The organism is Mycobacterium sp. NGS33 (assembly GCF_059812885.1).
In genome coordinates this window covers 118,767-132,655 of the sequence record NZ_JCALDN010000009.1, presented here as the reverse complement: position 1 = coordinate 132,655, position 13,889 = coordinate 118,767, and the positions used below count along the sequence as shown (strand labels likewise).

Sequence of the window (13,889 nt, the reverse complement as noted above, 5' to 3'; positions counted from 1 at the left end):
TCGCACCCCCGTCAAACATCGGGCATATGGATCGTTGCCCGCCTCTGAGCGACAACCGATCCGCGCGGAAGCGACCCGGGAGCAACCACGAGTGACCGCCACCGGTTGTCGCTCAGAGGCGGGCAACAGCAGCATGCCTTCCGGCGCGTGAAACGCGCCCGCCCTAGAACTCCTTGTGATTCACGTCGGTGACCAGGCCGCCGTCCATGATGAACTCACTGCCGGTGGAGTAGGACGACTCGTCGCTGGCCAGGAACAGCACGAAGGTGGCGACCTCGCGGACCTCGCCCGGGCGGCCCAGCGGGATGGTCACCATGTCCTCGGGCAGGTGCGCGGTCATCGGGGTGCGGATGAACCCCGGGTGCACCGAGTTGACCCGGATGTTGTGCGGCGCCAGCTCCAGGGCCGCCGATTTCGCCAGGCCGCGCACGCCCCACTTGGACGCGACGTAGGGGTGCACCATGGGCGCGCCGCGCAGGCCCTCGATGGACGACACGTTGATGATCGAGCCGCCCCCGGCCGCGATCATCGGCTCGACCGACGCCCGCATGCCCAGGAACGTCCCGGTCAGGTTGACGTCAATCACCTTCTGCCACTTGGCCAGATCGAAGCTCTTCAGCGGGCCGAGCGCGACGGTGCCGGCGTTGTTGACCAACACGTTGAGCTTGCCGAATTCGCTCACCGCGGTGGCAACCGCGGCGTCCCACTGGTCGGGCTGAGTGACGTCGAGGTGCACGTAGCGCGCGGACTCGCCGATCTCGTCGGCCAGCGCCTTGCCCTGGTCGTCCAGGATGTCGCCGATCACGACCTTGGCGCCCTCCTCGACCAGCAACCGTGCGTCTTCGGCTCCCATACCGCCCGCGCCACCACTGATCAGCGCTACCTTGCCGTCTACCCGACCCACGCGGGTCTCCTTTCGATTTAGGTGGTCACCAAAGTGCTTGGTGCGTAAAGGCCTTTGCCCGTAACCAGGGGCAAGTCAAGCGTGGTCGCGATGCCCGGCGGCGCCGCGATCACCGCGGGGATGGCGTTGACGACGCGGCCCGCCGCGCCCGCGATCGCCGCGTGGTTGTGGTCGCCCTTGCGGCTGCTCGGGACGATGTCGACCGCATACGAGGGCTCGCCGGTGATCTCGACGCGGTAGGAGCCGTCGCCGGATGCGGGCTGGGGCAGGTCGGGGCGCAGGTCGGGCCGCAACCGGGTGACGTGCTCGATGACGATGGCCGGGTGGCCCTTGACCATGCCGCGAATCTCGAACTGCAGCACCGCCACCGTGCCCTTGGCGACGTGACCGACCGCGATGTCGAAATCCTCCGGCGCGGGCTCGCGCTGGTAGGACTCGGTGATCTCGTCGACCTCGATGCCCAGGCCGGCCGCCAGCTGACGGATCGCGGTTCCCCAGGCGATGCTGAGGATGCCGGGCTGCAGCAGCATCGGGATCTCGTCCATGGGCTTGGCGAATCCCATGTAGTCCATGACCTCGGTCCCGTTGTAGGACGCGTAGTCGTGGATCTCCATGCAGCGCACCTGCTCGATGCGCTGACACGTGCCGGCGAGTGCCAGCGGGATCAGGTCGTTGGCGAACCCCGGGTCGACACCACTGATGAAGATGGTCGAATTACCTTGCTTGGCAGCGTCTTCCACGCGGGCGATGTACTTGTCGGGAATCACGCCCCACGGATATTGCAGCAGCCCCGGCGACGACCCGACGACGTTGATGCCGGTGGCCAGGATGCGCATGACGTCGGCCATCGCCTCGGGCAACCGGGTGTCGCCCATCGCGCAGTACACGACGCAGTCGGGCTTGGCGGCGATGATGGCGTCCAGGTCATTGACGGCCGCGACCCCCGTGACCACACCGGAGTCCAGGCCGACGCCGCACAACTCACCGGCGTCCTTGCCCACCTTCTCGGGCGTCGACACGCACACCCCGGTCAGTTCGAACTGCGGGTTGGTGATGAGTTCGGCGAGGGCCAGCCCTCCGACATTTCCGGTGCCGACGTGCGCGACGCGGATCGCCATGACAATCTCCGTCCCTGAAAACCCTGGACAACTTTTCTAGACAGTAGTCCATAAAATTTGGGCAGCATACCTGCGGCACTGCCGCGGCCCGCGGGGCAGAATCAATCGCTGATGACACCCCGCGAAGATCTTCGGTTCCCCTCCGGCGACGACCTGATCAGCGCCTGGCTCTACCGGCCGGCGGGCGACGGACCCGCGCCGCTGCTGGTGATGGCGCACGGCCTGGGTGCGGTGCGCACCATGCGACTGGACGCATACGCCGAGCGTTTCAGCGCGGCCGGCTACGCCTGCCTGGTGTTCGACTACCGCAACTTCGGCGACAGCGAGGGCCGGCCGCGGCAGGTCCTCGACGTCGGCATGCAGCTCGCCGACTGGGCCGCGGCCGTCGCCTACGCCCGCACCCTGCCGGGCATCGACCCCGACCGGATCGCCCTGTGGGGCACCAGCTTTGCCGGCGGCCACGTCATCGCCTCGGCGGCCCGGCTGCCCGGCATCGCCGCCGGCGTCGCCCAATGCCCCTTCACCGACGGCCTCGCGTCGGCGCGCACCATCACCAACCCGTTGGTCGCCGCGCGGATCACCGCCCGGGTGGTGCGCGACCTGCTCGCGCGCCGGCGGGGCAGGCCACCGGTGATGGTCCCGACGGCCGGCAGGCCCGGCGAGGTCGCGTTGATGAATACCCCCGACGCGTACGCGGGCTACCTGCGACTGGTGCCCGACGGGGCCGAGTTGCGCAACGAGGTCGCCGCCCGAATCGCGTTGCAGGTCTTCAGCTATCGCCCCGGCCGCGAAACGCCCAACATCGAGTGCCCGATCCTGTTCTGCGTGTGCGAGGCCGACTCGGTGGCGCCCGCGTCGGCCACGCTGCGCCACGCGGCCAAGGCGCCCCGCGGCGAGATCAAGCTGTATCCGGAGGGCCACTTCGCGATCTACGTCGACGACGCCTTCGAGCGGGTGGTCGCCGACCAGGTCGCGTTCCTCGATAAGCACCTCAAAGGTGCGACCGCCTAGGGTCCGAGCGGGGACGTCGTGCGAATGGCCTCGTCGCGGATCAGCCCGCGCAGCAGCGCGGTGCTGAACTCGGCGGCGATCTCCTTGGCCGACCGTCGCCCGCTGGGCCGCAGCCAGCGGTAGGCACCCAGCGTCATGCCGATGTAGCCCAGTGCCAGCACGTGCGAGTCGCACGGGTAGAACTCGCCATCGGCGATGCCGCGGTCGATCAGCCCGTGCACGTGGTGATAGACCTGGGCTTCCTTCTCGCGGACCTCGGCGACCTGCTCACTGGTGAACCACTCGGTGATGTACGGCTGCTCCTGGAAGTACACCGCGGCCCGCTCGGGATCGCTGGCGATACCGGTGAGCAGCCGGACGGTGTACTGGTAGAGCGCCTCGCGCGCCGTCCAGGACGGGTCGTCGTGCACGGCGGCCAGCGTGCCCTCGGCGGCCTGGCGGTAGATGTCGAACAGGATCAGCGACTTGCTGGCGTAATAGTGGTAGACCGTCGCCTTGTTCAACCCGATCACGTCGGCCACATCGTCCATCCGGGTGCCGTGATAGCCGCGCGCAGCAAACAACTTGGTGGCAACCGCCAGCAGCTCTTCGCGCCGGGTCAGCCCATTCGGGGTGATGCTGTCGGTGGGCATCTGTTCTCACTATCGTCGGTATGGCCAGGCCAGGGCCGGTTCGGCCCAGAATAGCTATCAATCAACTGGTTGGACAGTTTAAGCAAAACGCCGGGTGTCACGTGCAGGCGTATGCGACTAGACTCCTCAACGAACGCGTGAGTCGAGAGGTGGGGCCGATGGATCCGAGTCCGGATTACGACGGAAGCGACGAGATCGAGTTCTTCATGCGGTACCTGACCTGGGGCTTGCGTGGGGTCACCGACGGAAACGGATACCCTCCGCCGGCGTACCCGCCCGTCTAGCCCCATCTTTGTCGTGGTGACCCGCTGCGCCCAGCTCCGCTGCGCTTGCGATCACCACGATGGCTACAGCGCTTTGAGTTCCTCGGCGACCTCGGTCACCGACTTCTTCGCGTCGCCGAACAGCATGCTGGTGCCCTCGCCGTAGAACAGCGGGTTGTCGATGCCCGCGAAACCGGAGTTCATCGACCGCTTGAGCACAATCACCGACTTGGCCTTGTCCACGTTGAGGATCGGCATGCCGTAGATCGGGCTGGACGCGTCGTTGCGGGCCGCGGGGTTGGTGACGTCGTTGGCGCCGATGACGATCGCGACGTCGGTGCGGGCGAACTCGTCGTTGATGTCGTCCATGTCCTTCATGGCGTCATAGTCGACCTCGGCCTCGGCAAGCAACACGTTCATGTGCCCGGGCATCCGCCCGGCGACCGGGTGGATGGCGTACTTGACCTCCACGCCCTTGTCTTCGAGCAGCGCCGCCATGTCCTTGACCGCGTGCTGTGCCTGGGCGACCGCGAGGCCGTAGCCGGGCACCACGATCACCTGGTTGGCGTAGGCCATCTGGATCGCGGCGTCGGCGGCCGAGGTGGCCTTGACGGTCTTGTCGCCGCCGTCGCCGCCGCTCGGGGCGACCCCGCCGCCGCCGAAGCCGCCGGCCACGATCGCCGGGATCGAGCGGTTCATGGCCTTGGCCATCAGGTTGGTCAGGATCGAGCCGGACGCGCCGACGATCATGCCCGCGACGATCATCGCGGTGTTGTTCAGCGCCAGCCCCGCGGCCGCGGCCGACAGCCCGGTCATCGCGTTCAGCAGCGAGATGACCACCGGCATGTCCGCGCCCCCGATGGGCAGCACCACCATCAGGCCCAGCACCCCGGCCGCCGCGAGCAGCCCGATCATCCACCACAGCGGCGCCCCGCCGCTGCCGGGATGCGCGTGCAGGCCGATGACGACGGCCGCGGCCACGGCGCCGGCCAGCAGCAGCAGGTTGATCGGCTGCTGCGCGCGACCGAAGCCGATCGGCGATCCGGAGATGATCTCCTGCAGCTTGCCGAACGCGATGATCGAGCCCCAGAACGAGATCGACCCGATGATCGCGGCGAACAACGAGGCCACCACGATGTGCACGGTCGGCGACTCGCCATGCTGGAAGGCCGAAAACCCCTGTGTCTCCATGAATTCCGCGAGCGCGATCAGTGCGACCGTGCCACCGCCGACGCCGTTGAAGAACGCCACCAGCTGCGGCATGGCGGTCATCTTGGTGTAGCGGGCCGGCGGGACGCCGAGCACGATGCCCACCACCAGGCCGGCGATGATCAGCACCCACTGGTCGGTGTGGCGGATCTTGATCAGGGTCGCCGCCACCGCCAGCGCCATTCCCACCGCGGCGATCAGGTTGCCGCGCACCGCCGTCTTGGGGCCGGTCAGGCCCATCAGGCCGTAGATGAACAGGGCGAAGGAGATGATGTAGAGGCCGATCACCAGGTAGTTCATTTGGCCACCGGCTCCTCACTTTTGGCGGGCAATGGTTTCTTCTTGCCCTTGAACATGCCCAGCATCCGGTCGGTGACGATGAACCCGCCGATGACGTTCAGCGTGCCGAACACCACGGCGACGAACAGGATGATCTGCACCGCCAGCGAGGGGTGCTCGACCGAGCCGAACACCACCAGCGCGCCCAGCACCACGATGCCGTGGATGGCGTTGGTGCCCGACATCAGCGGCGTGTGCAGCGTGTTGGGCACCTTGGAGATCACCGCGAACCCGACGAATCCGGACAGCACCAGGATCGCCAGGTTGGCCAAGAGTTCGTCGTACATCTAGGAGTCCTCTCCGGCTGTTTTGCGCCGCTCCTCAGCATCGCTGCGCTCTGCATCGTCGGCGGCGCGATCGCGGGTGACACAGGATTCCGCGATCACTTCGTCGTCGAAGTCCGGCGCCAGCTTGCCGTCGGTGAGCAGCAAATCCAGCAGCGCGGTGATGTTCTTGCTGTAGAGCTCGCTGGCGTGCTCGGGCATGGTGGCCGGCAGGTTCAGCGGCGAGGCGATGGTGACGTCGTGCTTGACCACGGTCTGCCCGGGCTCGGTGAGCTCGCAGTTGCCGCCGGTCTCGCCGGCCAGGTCCACCACCACGCTGCCGGGCTTCATCGCTTCCACCGCCGCCGCGGTGACCAGGCGTGGCGCCGGGCGCGCCGGGACCAGCGCGGTGGTGATCACGACGTCGAAGCCGCTGATCGCCTTCTCCAGGGCCTTCTGCTGCTGCGCGCGCTCCTCGTCGGTCAGCTCACGGGCGTAGCCCCCCTCACCGGAGGCGTCGATGCCGATGTCGAGCCATTGCGCGCCCACCGAGCGCACCTGGTCGGCCACCTCGGGCCGGACGTCGTAGCCGGTGGTGCGGGCGCCCAGCCGCTTGGCCGTCGCCAGCGCCTGCAGCCCGGCCACCCCGACGCCGAGTACCAGCACGGTGGCCGGCTTCACGGTGCCTGCCGCCGTCGTGAGCATCGGGAAGAACCGGGTCGACTCCGAGGCGGCCAGCAGCACCGCCTTGTACCCGGACACGTTGCCCTGTGACGACAACGCGTCCATCGCCTGGGCACGGGAGATCCGCGGGATGGCCTCCAGCGCGAACGCCTGCACGCCGGCCTGCTTCAGCGCGCCGATCGAGTTCTCGGCGTTGCGCGGCGCGAGGAAACCGATGAGCGTCTGGCCGCTGTGCAGCTTGGCGACCTCGGCCTGGGTGGGTGGGGCGACCTTGACCACCACGTCGGCGGCCCACGCGTCGCCGATGCTGGCGCCGGCCTCGGTGTAGAGCGCGTCGGGCAGCAAAGCCCGCTCGCCCGCGCCGGATTCGACCACCACCGCCACGCCGCTGTTCACCAGCGACGCCACCGCCTTCGGCACCAGCGCAACCCGCCGCTCGTCGGTCCCCGATTCGGCGACCACTCCTACCGTCGTCTGCGCATTTGTCATGGCGCGTACATCTACTTTCCGTACTTTCCCGTACTGTCCCTGCCGATGGGCGTGGCCGCGGCCCGGCCGCGCGCTTCGCTACCTTAACCAGGTTTCACCATCGACGTGTCAACGCCCACGGCGGGATACCCCGGAGCGGGTGATCGACGCTCGGGTCGATGGTTCGCCGCCGCCGGGCGCCGCAGTAGCGCCCGCGCCGTTGTGAGGTCACAAGACGGCGTTGTTGCTACCAGAGCGGGATGTCGTGGCCGTGTTCGGACTCCGGGCGGGGCCCGAAGAAGCGCCGCTGCGATTGCTCGATCGGCACGTCGTTGATGCTGGCTTCGCGACGCGCCATCAGCCCGGACTCGGTGAACTCCCACAGCTCGTTGCCGTAGCTGCGATACCACTGGCCGGACGCGTCGCGGCACTCGTACTGGAACCGCACCGCGATGCGGTTGTCGTGGAAATCCCAAAGACTCTTGCGCAGTGCGTAATCGAGTTCGCGCTGCCACTTGCGCGTCAAAAACGCCACGATCTCGTCGCGGCCCACGACGTGTTCGTCGCGATTGCGCCACTGCGAATCCACCGTGTAGGCCAGGCTGACGCGGTGGGGGTCGCGGGTGTTCCAGGCGTCCTCGGCCGCCTGCACCTTCTGCATCGCGGTGTCGCGGGTGAACGGCGGGAACGGGGGGCGGGCTTCACTCATGCCCTCTATCGTGCGCCCCCGCCGGCGGGCTTTCACCGCGGCGTAAGCACTGCGCTGACGACCGGAAACGCAGCGACTCGACACGTGTCCTATCGTGACGGGCATGGACTTCGCGATGTCTGCCAAAGCCAGCGACTACCACAAGCGACTGTCCGACTTCATGACCGAGTACGTCTTTCCGGCCGAGGCCGAATACGACAAATACCGCGCAGAAGCCGGCCCACAGGACCACACCGTCCCGCCCGTCATCGAGGACCTCAAAGCCAAGGCCAAAGAGCGCGGCCTGTGGAACCTGTTCCTGCCGGCCGAATCGGGGCTGACCAACCTCGAATACGCCCCGCTGGCCGAACTCACCGGCTGGAGCCTCGAGCTCGCCCCCGAGGCGGTCAACTGCGCGGCGCCGGACACCGGGAACATGGAGACCCTGCACCTGTTCGCCACCGAGGAGCAGCGCAAGCAGTGGCTGGAGCCGCTGTTGGCCGGCGAGATCCGCAGCGCGTTCTCGATGACGGAACCGGCGGTCGCCAGCAGCGATGCCCGCAACATCGAGACCTCGATCGTGCGCGACGGCGCCGACTACGTCATCAACGGGCGCAAGTGGTGGACCTCGGGCGCGGCCGACCCGCGCTGCAAGATCCTGATCGTGATGGGCCGCACCAACCCCGAGGCCGCCAGCCACCAGCAGCAGTCGATGGTGCTGGTGCCGATGGACACCCCCGGCGTGACGGTGGTGCGCTCCACATCGGTGTTCGGCTGGCAGGACCAGCACGGGCACTGCGAGATCATCTACGACAACGTCCGGGTGCCGGCCACCAATCTGCTCGGTGAGGAGGGCGGTGGCTTCGCGATCGCCCAGGCCCGGCTCGGGCCGGGCCGCATCCACCACTGCATGCGCGCGCTCGGCGGGGCCGAACGAGCGCTGGCGCTGATGGTGCACCGCGCGAACAACCGCATCGCCTTCGGCCGCCCGCTGGCCGACCAGGGTCTGGTGCAGCAGGCGATCGCCAAGTCCCGCAACGAGATCGATCAGGCCCGGTTGCTGTGCGAGAAGGCGGCGTGGACCATCGACCAGCACGGCAACAAGGCCGCCCACCTGTTGGTCTCGCAAATCAAGGCGGTGGCGCCGCAGGTGGCGTGCGACGTCATCGACCGCGCCATCCAGGTGCACGGCGCCGCCGGCGTCAGCGACGACACGGTGCTGGCCCGCCTCTACGGCTGGCACCGCGCCATGCGAATCTTCGACGGACCCGACGAGGTGCACATGCGCACCATCGCGCGCACCGAGATCGGCCGCGAACAGTCGGCCTTCGCCGCGGCGGTCACCGGAGAATGACCGAGGCGCTGCGAGAACTGTCCGGCGCGTGGAACTTTCGCGATGTCGCCGACGGCGCTACCGCGATTCGGCCCGGCCGGCTGTTCCGGTCCGGTGAGCTCAGCCGGCTCGACGACGCCGGACGCGCGACGCTGCGCGAGCTGGGCATCACCGACGTCGCCGACCTGCGGGCGAACCAGGAAGTCGCCCGGCGCGGTCCCGGGCTGGTTCCCGACGGCGTCGCGATCCACCGGCTGCCCCTTCCCGACCTCGGCGACGACGAGCCCAGCGACAACGACGCGCCGCACGAGACCGCGTTCCGCCGGTTGTTCGAAGGCGACTCTGATCAGACCGATGAAGAGGTCAACGAGGCCGCCATCCGGCACATGATCGACGAGTACCGGCAGTTCCCGATCCGCAATGGCGCGCAACGCGCTGTGCGGCAGGTCTTTTCGCTGCTGGCCGCCGGCCGCCCGGTGCTCACCCACTGCTTCGCGGGCAAGGACCGCACGGGTTTCGTGATCGCCACCGTGCTGGAAGTGCTCGACGTCGATCGCGACACCATCGTCGCCGATTATCTGCGCAGCAATGCCGCCGTGCCCCAACTGCGCGACCACATCTACGAGATGATCCAGAAGCGCTCCGACGTCGAATTGACCCCGGAGGTCGTCACATTCACCAAGGCCCGGCTGGCCGACGGAGTCCTCGGCGTGCGCCCGGAGTACCTGGACGCCGCACGCCAGACCATCGACACCGAGTTCGGTTCGCTGCACGCGTATCTGCGCGAAGCCGGTGTCACCGACAACCAGGTGGACCGGCTCCGCGCAGAGCTACTGGCCTGAGTCTCAGCCCAGCTTGAAATCGGCCTGCTTCGCCGCGGACAGGTCGGTGATCTCGCCCCACTGCGAGGCGATGTCCTCCACCGTCGGCGGCTTGTCGTAGTTGACGCCCTTGTTCTGGAACAGCGCGACGCGCTGCACCTTGCCGCCACCGACCACGAATACCGAAGCGCTGTTGGGGTTTTCCTCGGTGCACAGGTAGGCCACCACGGGAGCGACGTATTCGGGGGTCAGCTTTTCGAGCACCTCCTTGGGCAGGATGTCCTCGGTCATCCGGGTCGCGGCGATCGGTGCGACCGCGTTGGCGTGGATGTTGTACTTCGCACCCTCGAGCGCCAGGCTGTTGATCAGGCCGACCAGGCCGAGTTTGGCTGCGCCGTAGTTGGTTTGGCCGAAGTTACCGAACAGCCCGCTGGTGGAGGTGGCGACGACGACCCGGCCGTAGCTCTGCTCACGGAAGTGCGGCCAGGCGGCGCGGATGACGTTGTAGCCGCCGTAGAGGTGCACCTTGAGCACGGCGTCCCAGTTCTCGAAGGACATCTTGTGGAAGGTGCCGTCGCGCAGGATGCCGGCGTTGCTGACCACACCGTGCACGGCGCCGAATTCGTCGAGCGCGGTCTTGATCATGTTCTCGGCGCCCTCGGCCTCGGCGACGCTGTCATAGTTGGCGACCGCCCGCCCGCCGGCGTCCTTGATCTCCTTGACCACCTCGTCGGCCATGTTGTGGCCGGCGCCGGTGCCGTCGCGCGAACCGCCGAGGTCGTTGACGACGACGCTGGCGCCCTCCTTGGCGAGGGTCAGGGCGTACTCACGCCCCAGGCCTCCACCGGCTCCGGTGACGACGATGACGCGATCCTGCACTCCGGGCATAAGCTTCCTCTCTGCTGTGAAAAACTCGGTTTGGCAACGGTTTCGGTGAAGCCGGGGTCAGAACATCCGGCGGGCCATCTTGAAGGCCCGCTCGGTGTACGGAGGGTAGATGAAGCTCGACAGGTCGGGCCGGGTGGGTTTGGTCAAGACCGACTTGCGGTGGCTGAACTCCTCGAAGCCATAGCGGCCGTGGTAGGCCCCCATCCCCGAAGCGCCGACCCCGCCGAACGGCAGCTTGGCCGTCGACACCTGGAAGGCGATGTGGTTGACCAGCATGCCGCCCGCCGGCACCTCCTTGATCACCCGCTCACGGGTCTCGCGCCGCTTGGTGAACAGGTAGGCCGACAGCGGCTTGGGCCGCGAATTCACGAAACGTATTGCCTCGTCCAGGTTTTGGACGGTGACCACCGGCAGGACGGGACCGAAGATCTCGTTCTGCATCAGCGGCCCGTCGGGGTCGGGATCCACCACGACGGCGGGCTGGATGCGCAGGTTCGCCGCGTCGCAGGCCCCGCCGACGGTGACCTTGCCGTCTCCGCTGGACAGGTAACCGCTGATCCGGTCGAATTGGCGCTGGTTGACCACCCGCACGCCGCCGGGCTTGTCCGAGGTGAATTTCGTTATGGCAGCGCCGATCTTGTCGACCAGTTCGTCGCGAATCGTGGCGTCCGCCAGGACGTAATCGGGTGCGACGCAGGTCTGCCCGGCGTTGAGCAGTTTCATCCAGGCGATCCGCTTGGCCGCCACCTCTACGTCGGCGTCGGCCGCGACGATGACCGGGCTCTTGCCGCCGAGCTCCAGGGTGCACGGGGTCAGATGCGGCGCCGCACCCTCGTAGACCTTGCGGCCGATCTCGGTGCCGCCGGTGAACAGCACCCGGTCCAAGCCTTGCGCGATGAGCTCCTGGCTGGTCGCGCCGTCGCCCTCGACCACCGCGATGGCGTCCTTGTCGAGATACTTCGGCACCAGCTCGGCCATCAGGTGCGCGGACGCGGCCGCGATCTCAGACGGCTTGAGGATGACGGCGTTTCCCGCGGCGATCGCCCCGACGGCCGGACCCAGGGTCAGGTAGAACGGGTAGTTCCACGCGCCGATGATCAACACGGTGCCGTAGGGCTCGTACTCGATCCAACCGCGGCCGGGAAGTTGCGGCACCTCCAGCAGCTGGTACTTGCGGCGCGTCCACTTCCGCACCTTCTTGGCCGCGTACTTGGCTTCGCCCGCGGTGGTGGCGATGTCGGCGATGTACGCCTCGAAGGGGCTGCGGTCCAGGTCTTCGGCGAGCGCGGCGGCGATGGCGGCCTCGTTCTCCTCCATCAGTTTCGCCAGCTGCAGCAGCTGCCGCTTGCGCCATTCGACGTCGCGGGTGCGGCCGGTGGCGAAGGTCTGGCGGAGCCGGGCAACCGTGGCGGGAACGTCGGCCGTTGCCGCCCCGTTGGTGGAGTCCTTGGCGAGCGATGTCTGCGATGCAACCGATTCGGTGGTCATCATTGTCCTTCCCGAGCAGAGTCCCGCTGCATGGCGGCCGCTCATCGGTGATAACCGCGATACTAACCATCCGGTTGGGAGAGCAGTAGGAAGGATCCGGCCAACCCCGGTCTCGCCGGCCCGTGGCGCCGCGGGCCGGCGGCGGAGGCGCCGCTACTTGACGCAGGGCACGTTCGCCGCGGTCATCTGACTCAGGTCGGTCGGCGCGGGGGCGCGGTCGCCGTTACCGGTGGCGGCCACGGCGCTCACCTGCCCGGACCCGGACGGGTCGGTGGTGGCGCCGGGGTGGGCTAGGTAGTCCGCTGCGGGAAACCCCGTCCCCACGGTCAGCCGCACGGTGCCCGCGGCCACGGCGCTGTTGGCCGTCGCGGGCACGTGCAGTTGATCGGCCAGGGCCTGCGCGCCCCGGTCGGCCCCGGGGCCGTATTCGATGACGCTGTCGTCGGCCGGGGCCGCGGCCGTCGTGGCGCTCCCGCGGGTGAAGCCACGCGCCGCGAAGGCCTCCTCGATGGCGCCCGCGAGTCCGTCCCGCGAGGCCGCGTTGACGACGTCGAGGACCACGGGTTCGGTCAACGGGGGCGCCGGCTGGGTGGCCGGCGAGGCGGCCTCGAGCGCGGCCGGTGTGTCCGACATGAAGCGCTCGTTGACGATGCGCCGGATCGTCGGAAGGTCGACCTGGTTGATGTCGGACCCGTTGGCGTCCTTGCCGAAGCCGGAGATCGGCAGGGTGTACAGCGACAGCGGCCGCGCGCTCAATTGCGAGGCCCGCGAGGCCAATTCCATGATGTCCAGTCCGTCGTCGACGGCGACGTTGTCGCGGGCCACCTGCAGCAGCCTGCGCAGCCCGCTTACGCTCGACAGCGCACCGCCGCCGCGCGCAGCCTGGACCAGCGACACCAGGAACGCCTGCTGCCGTCGCGTGCGGTCGAAATCGGTGAACGAGCCGTCGTTTTCGTCGCGGCGCTGCCGCACGAAGGCCATCGCGTCCGCGGCGTCGATGCGCTGCACCCCTTGGTGAAAGTCGGCGCCCGAGTAGCTGTCCCGCGTATCGGCGTTGAGGCACACCGTGATCGGCTCGACGGCCTTGGCGATCTGGAAGAACGCGCCCAGCGTGATCTCGACGAAATGGTCGACGGAGATGCCCAGAAAGTCGTTGACGGCGCTGATTTCGGCCTTGCGCCCGGCCTCGCGGGCGGTCTGCTCGCGGGCGGCCAGATTGGTGGCGCCCGCCCCACCCGATTTCCCGGCCGCCTGCGAATTCAGCGACTGCTGATAGGCCAGCCCGTAGGCCTGCTTGATCTTGCCGGCGCAGACCGATCCCGGGCAGCCCGGCAACTCCGCGTAGTCGTCGCGGGGGATCGAGATCGCGGTGACGGGTCCGTCACCGTCCGAAACGTGCACGACGATAAGGACATTGGCGTTGTAGCCGCCCGAGCTTTCGTCGCCCGCGTGCAGCGCGTCGTAGATCTCCTGCGGCAGCGGCTGACCGTTCTGGTCCAACCTGCTGTCCAACCCCATCAGCAGGATGTTCTGATTGCCGTCCAGCGTCGTCGCCGCGTTGGGCAGCGCGTGGGAAATGATGATCCTGCCCAGGGCGGTGTGGTATCCCGTCCAGCCGACGCCGGTGATGGCCATGACGAACGCCGAGGCGATGCTGGCGACCAGCCGGCCTTTGAGCAGCACCCAGCGGTGCGATCGCCCCGATCCGCCGCTGCCCATAATGAGTGACCATTGTCCCGGATGACCTGGCGAAATCCCGGTAACCGCAGCCGCGAGCCAC

Annotated in this window: 14 protein-coding genes; 4 read left to right on the top strand and 10 right to left on the bottom strand. The window is 68.1% G+C overall.

The window, feature by feature from the left end; all coding sequences use genetic code 11:
* Nucleotides 1–163: 163 nt before the first annotated feature.
* A complete protein-coding gene (locus tag AC5Y5B_RS16395) occupies nt 164–904 on the bottom strand; it encodes a glucose 1-dehydrogenase (RefSeq protein ID WP_112632093.1) in 741 nt (246 codons plus the stop codon).
* Nucleotides 905–921: 17 nt separating this feature from the next.
* Nucleotides 922–2,022 (bottom strand): NAD(P)H-dependent amine dehydrogenase family protein, encoded by a 1,101-nt coding sequence (locus tag AC5Y5B_RS16390; RefSeq protein ID WP_112632092.1) that lies wholly within the window; start codon nt 2,020–2,022, stop codon nt 922–924.
* A gap of 111 nt (nt 2,023–2,133) precedes the next feature.
* Here AC5Y5B_RS16390 and AC5Y5B_RS16385 point away from each other — a divergent pair, with 111 nt between their 5' ends.
* Nucleotides 2,134–3,033 (top strand): alpha/beta hydrolase, encoded by a 900-nt coding sequence (locus tag AC5Y5B_RS16385; protein WP_500005965.1) that lies wholly within the window; start codon nt 2,134–2,136, stop codon nt 3,031–3,033.
* Here the strand turns inward: AC5Y5B_RS16385 and AC5Y5B_RS16380 are convergent.
* The gene (locus AC5Y5B_RS16380; RefSeq protein WP_112632090.1) at nt 3,030–3,665 is read right to left on the bottom strand and encodes a TetR/AcrR family transcriptional regulator; all 636 of its coding nucleotides are present in this window, start codon (nt 3,663–3,665) and stop codon (nt 3,030–3,032) included. The genes AC5Y5B_RS16385 and AC5Y5B_RS16380 overlap by 4 nt on opposite strands.
* A gap of 158 nt (nt 3,666–3,823) precedes the next feature.
* Between AC5Y5B_RS16380 and AC5Y5B_RS16375 the strand changes: the two genes are divergently transcribed.
* Nucleotides 3,824–3,949, top strand: coding sequence for a hypothetical protein (locus AC5Y5B_RS16375; protein WP_003874194.1), 126 nt, complete (start codon nt 3,824–3,826; stop codon nt 3,947–3,949).
* Between the two features lie 63 nt (nt 3,950–4,012).
* Here the strand turns inward: AC5Y5B_RS16375 and AC5Y5B_RS16370 are convergent, their stop codons facing one another.
* The 4 genes from AC5Y5B_RS16370 to AC5Y5B_RS16355 all read right to left on the bottom strand — a co-directional run bounded on the left by AC5Y5B_RS16370 (nt 4,013) and on the right by AC5Y5B_RS16355 (nt 7,600).
* Nucleotides 4,013–5,437: an NAD(P)(+) transhydrogenase (Re/Si-specific) subunit beta gene (locus AC5Y5B_RS16370; RefSeq protein WP_112632089.1), complete on the bottom strand. Its 1,425-nt coding sequence runs from the start codon at nt 5,435–5,437 to the stop codon at nt 4,013–4,015.
* Entirely contained in the window at nt 5,434–5,763 is a 330-nt protein-coding gene (locus AC5Y5B_RS16365; protein WP_112632088.1) for an NAD(P) transhydrogenase subunit alpha part 2, read from the bottom strand. The genes AC5Y5B_RS16370 and AC5Y5B_RS16365 overlap by 4 nt, the downstream gene beginning before the upstream one ends.
* Nucleotides 5,764–6,912, bottom strand: coding sequence for a Re/Si-specific NAD(P)(+) transhydrogenase subunit alpha (locus AC5Y5B_RS16360; RefSeq protein ID WP_500005964.1), 1,149 nt, complete (start codon nt 6,910–6,912; stop codon nt 5,764–5,766).
* A gap of 226 nt (nt 6,913–7,138) precedes the next feature.
* On the bottom strand, nt 7,139–7,600 hold the full coding sequence (locus AC5Y5B_RS16355; RefSeq protein ID WP_112632086.1) for a nuclear transport factor 2 family protein: 462 nt from the start codon (nt 7,598–7,600) through the stop codon (nt 7,139–7,141).
* Nucleotides 7,601–7,715: 115 nt separating this feature from the next.
* On the opposite strand from AC5Y5B_RS16355, the gene AC5Y5B_RS16350 reads away from it, so the two are divergent.
* Nucleotides 7,716–8,933: an acyl-CoA dehydrogenase family protein gene (locus AC5Y5B_RS16350; protein WP_500005978.1), complete on the top strand. Its 1,218-nt coding sequence runs from the start codon at nt 7,716–7,718 to the stop codon at nt 8,931–8,933.
* Nucleotides 8,930–9,754, top strand: a complete 825-nt coding sequence (locus AC5Y5B_RS16345; RefSeq protein WP_112632085.1) for a tyrosine-protein phosphatase — start codon at nt 8,930–8,932, stop codon at nt 9,752–9,754. Before AC5Y5B_RS16350 ends, AC5Y5B_RS16345 begins: the two co-directional genes overlap by 4 nt.
* Before the next feature lie 3 nt (nt 9,755–9,757).
* Here AC5Y5B_RS16345 and AC5Y5B_RS16340 read toward each other — a convergent pair whose 3' ends face one another.
* The 3 genes from AC5Y5B_RS16340 to AC5Y5B_RS16330 form a co-directional block, all read right to left on the bottom strand.
* Complete coding sequence (locus tag AC5Y5B_RS16340) at nt 9,758–10,621, bottom strand: SDR family oxidoreductase (protein ID WP_500005963.1); 864 nt, start codon at nt 10,619–10,621, stop codon at nt 9,758–9,760.
* Between the two features lie 57 nt (nt 10,622–10,678).
* Nucleotides 10,679–12,112, bottom strand: coding sequence for an aldehyde dehydrogenase family protein (locus tag AC5Y5B_RS16335; protein WP_165821754.1), 1,434 nt, complete (start codon nt 12,110–12,112; stop codon nt 10,679–10,681).
* 150 nt (nt 12,113–12,262) lie between these two features.
* Nucleotides 12,263–13,828 carry an LCP family protein gene (locus AC5Y5B_RS16330; RefSeq protein WP_500005962.1) on the bottom strand — a complete coding sequence of 522 codons (1,566 nt, stop codon included), beginning with the start codon at nt 13,826–13,828 and terminating at the stop codon, nt 12,263–12,265.
* Between the last annotated feature and the right edge of the window lie 61 nt (nt 13,829–13,889).

Bases quoted from the DNA above. Each gene is read 5' to 3' on its own strand.
- AC5Y5B_RS16390 (WP_112632092.1), bottom strand. From the start codon at position 2,022: ATGGCGATCCGCGTCGCGCACGTCGGCACCGGAAATGTCGGAGGGCTG.
- AC5Y5B_RS16385 (WP_500005965.1), top strand. From the start codon at position 2,134: ATGACACCCCGCGAAGATCTTCGGTTCCCCTCCGGCGACGACCTGATC.
- AC5Y5B_RS16380 (WP_112632090.1), bottom strand. From the start codon at position 3,665: ATGCCCACCGACAGCATCACCCCGAATGGGCTGACCCGGCGCGAAGAG.
- AC5Y5B_RS16375 (WP_003874194.1), top strand. From the start codon at position 3,824: ATGGATCCGAGTCCGGATTACGACGGAAGCGACGAGATCGAGTTCTTC.
- AC5Y5B_RS16370 (WP_112632089.1), bottom strand. From the start codon at position 5,437: ATGAACTACCTGGTGATCGGCCTCTACATCATCTCCTTCGCCCTGTTC.
- AC5Y5B_RS16365 (WP_112632088.1), bottom strand. From the start codon at position 5,763: ATGTACGACGAACTCTTGGCCAACCTGGCGATCCTGGTGCTGTCCGGA.
- AC5Y5B_RS16360 (WP_500005964.1), bottom strand. From the start codon at position 6,912: ATGACAAATGCGCAGACGACGGTAGGAGTGGTCGCCGAATCGGGGACC.
- AC5Y5B_RS16355 (WP_112632086.1), bottom strand. From the start codon at position 7,600: ATGAGTGAAGCCCGCCCCCCGTTCCCGCCGTTCACCCGCGACACCGCG.
- AC5Y5B_RS16350 (WP_500005978.1), top strand. From the start codon at position 7,716: ATGTCTGCCAAAGCCAGCGACTACCACAAGCGACTGTCCGACTTCATG.
- AC5Y5B_RS16345 (WP_112632085.1), top strand. From the start codon at position 8,930: ATGACCGAGGCGCTGCGAGAACTGTCCGGCGCGTGGAACTTTCGCGAT.
- AC5Y5B_RS16340 (WP_500005963.1), bottom strand. From the start codon at position 10,621: ATGCCCGGAGTGCAGGATCGCGTCATCGTCGTCACCGGAGCCGGTGGA.
- AC5Y5B_RS16335 (WP_165821754.1), bottom strand. From the start codon at position 12,112: ATGATGACCACCGAATCGGTTGCATCGCAGACATCGCTCGCCAAGGAC.
- AC5Y5B_RS16330 (WP_500005962.1), bottom strand. From the start codon at position 13,828: ATGGGCAGCGGCGGATCGGGGCGATCGCACCGCTGGGTGCTGCTCAAA.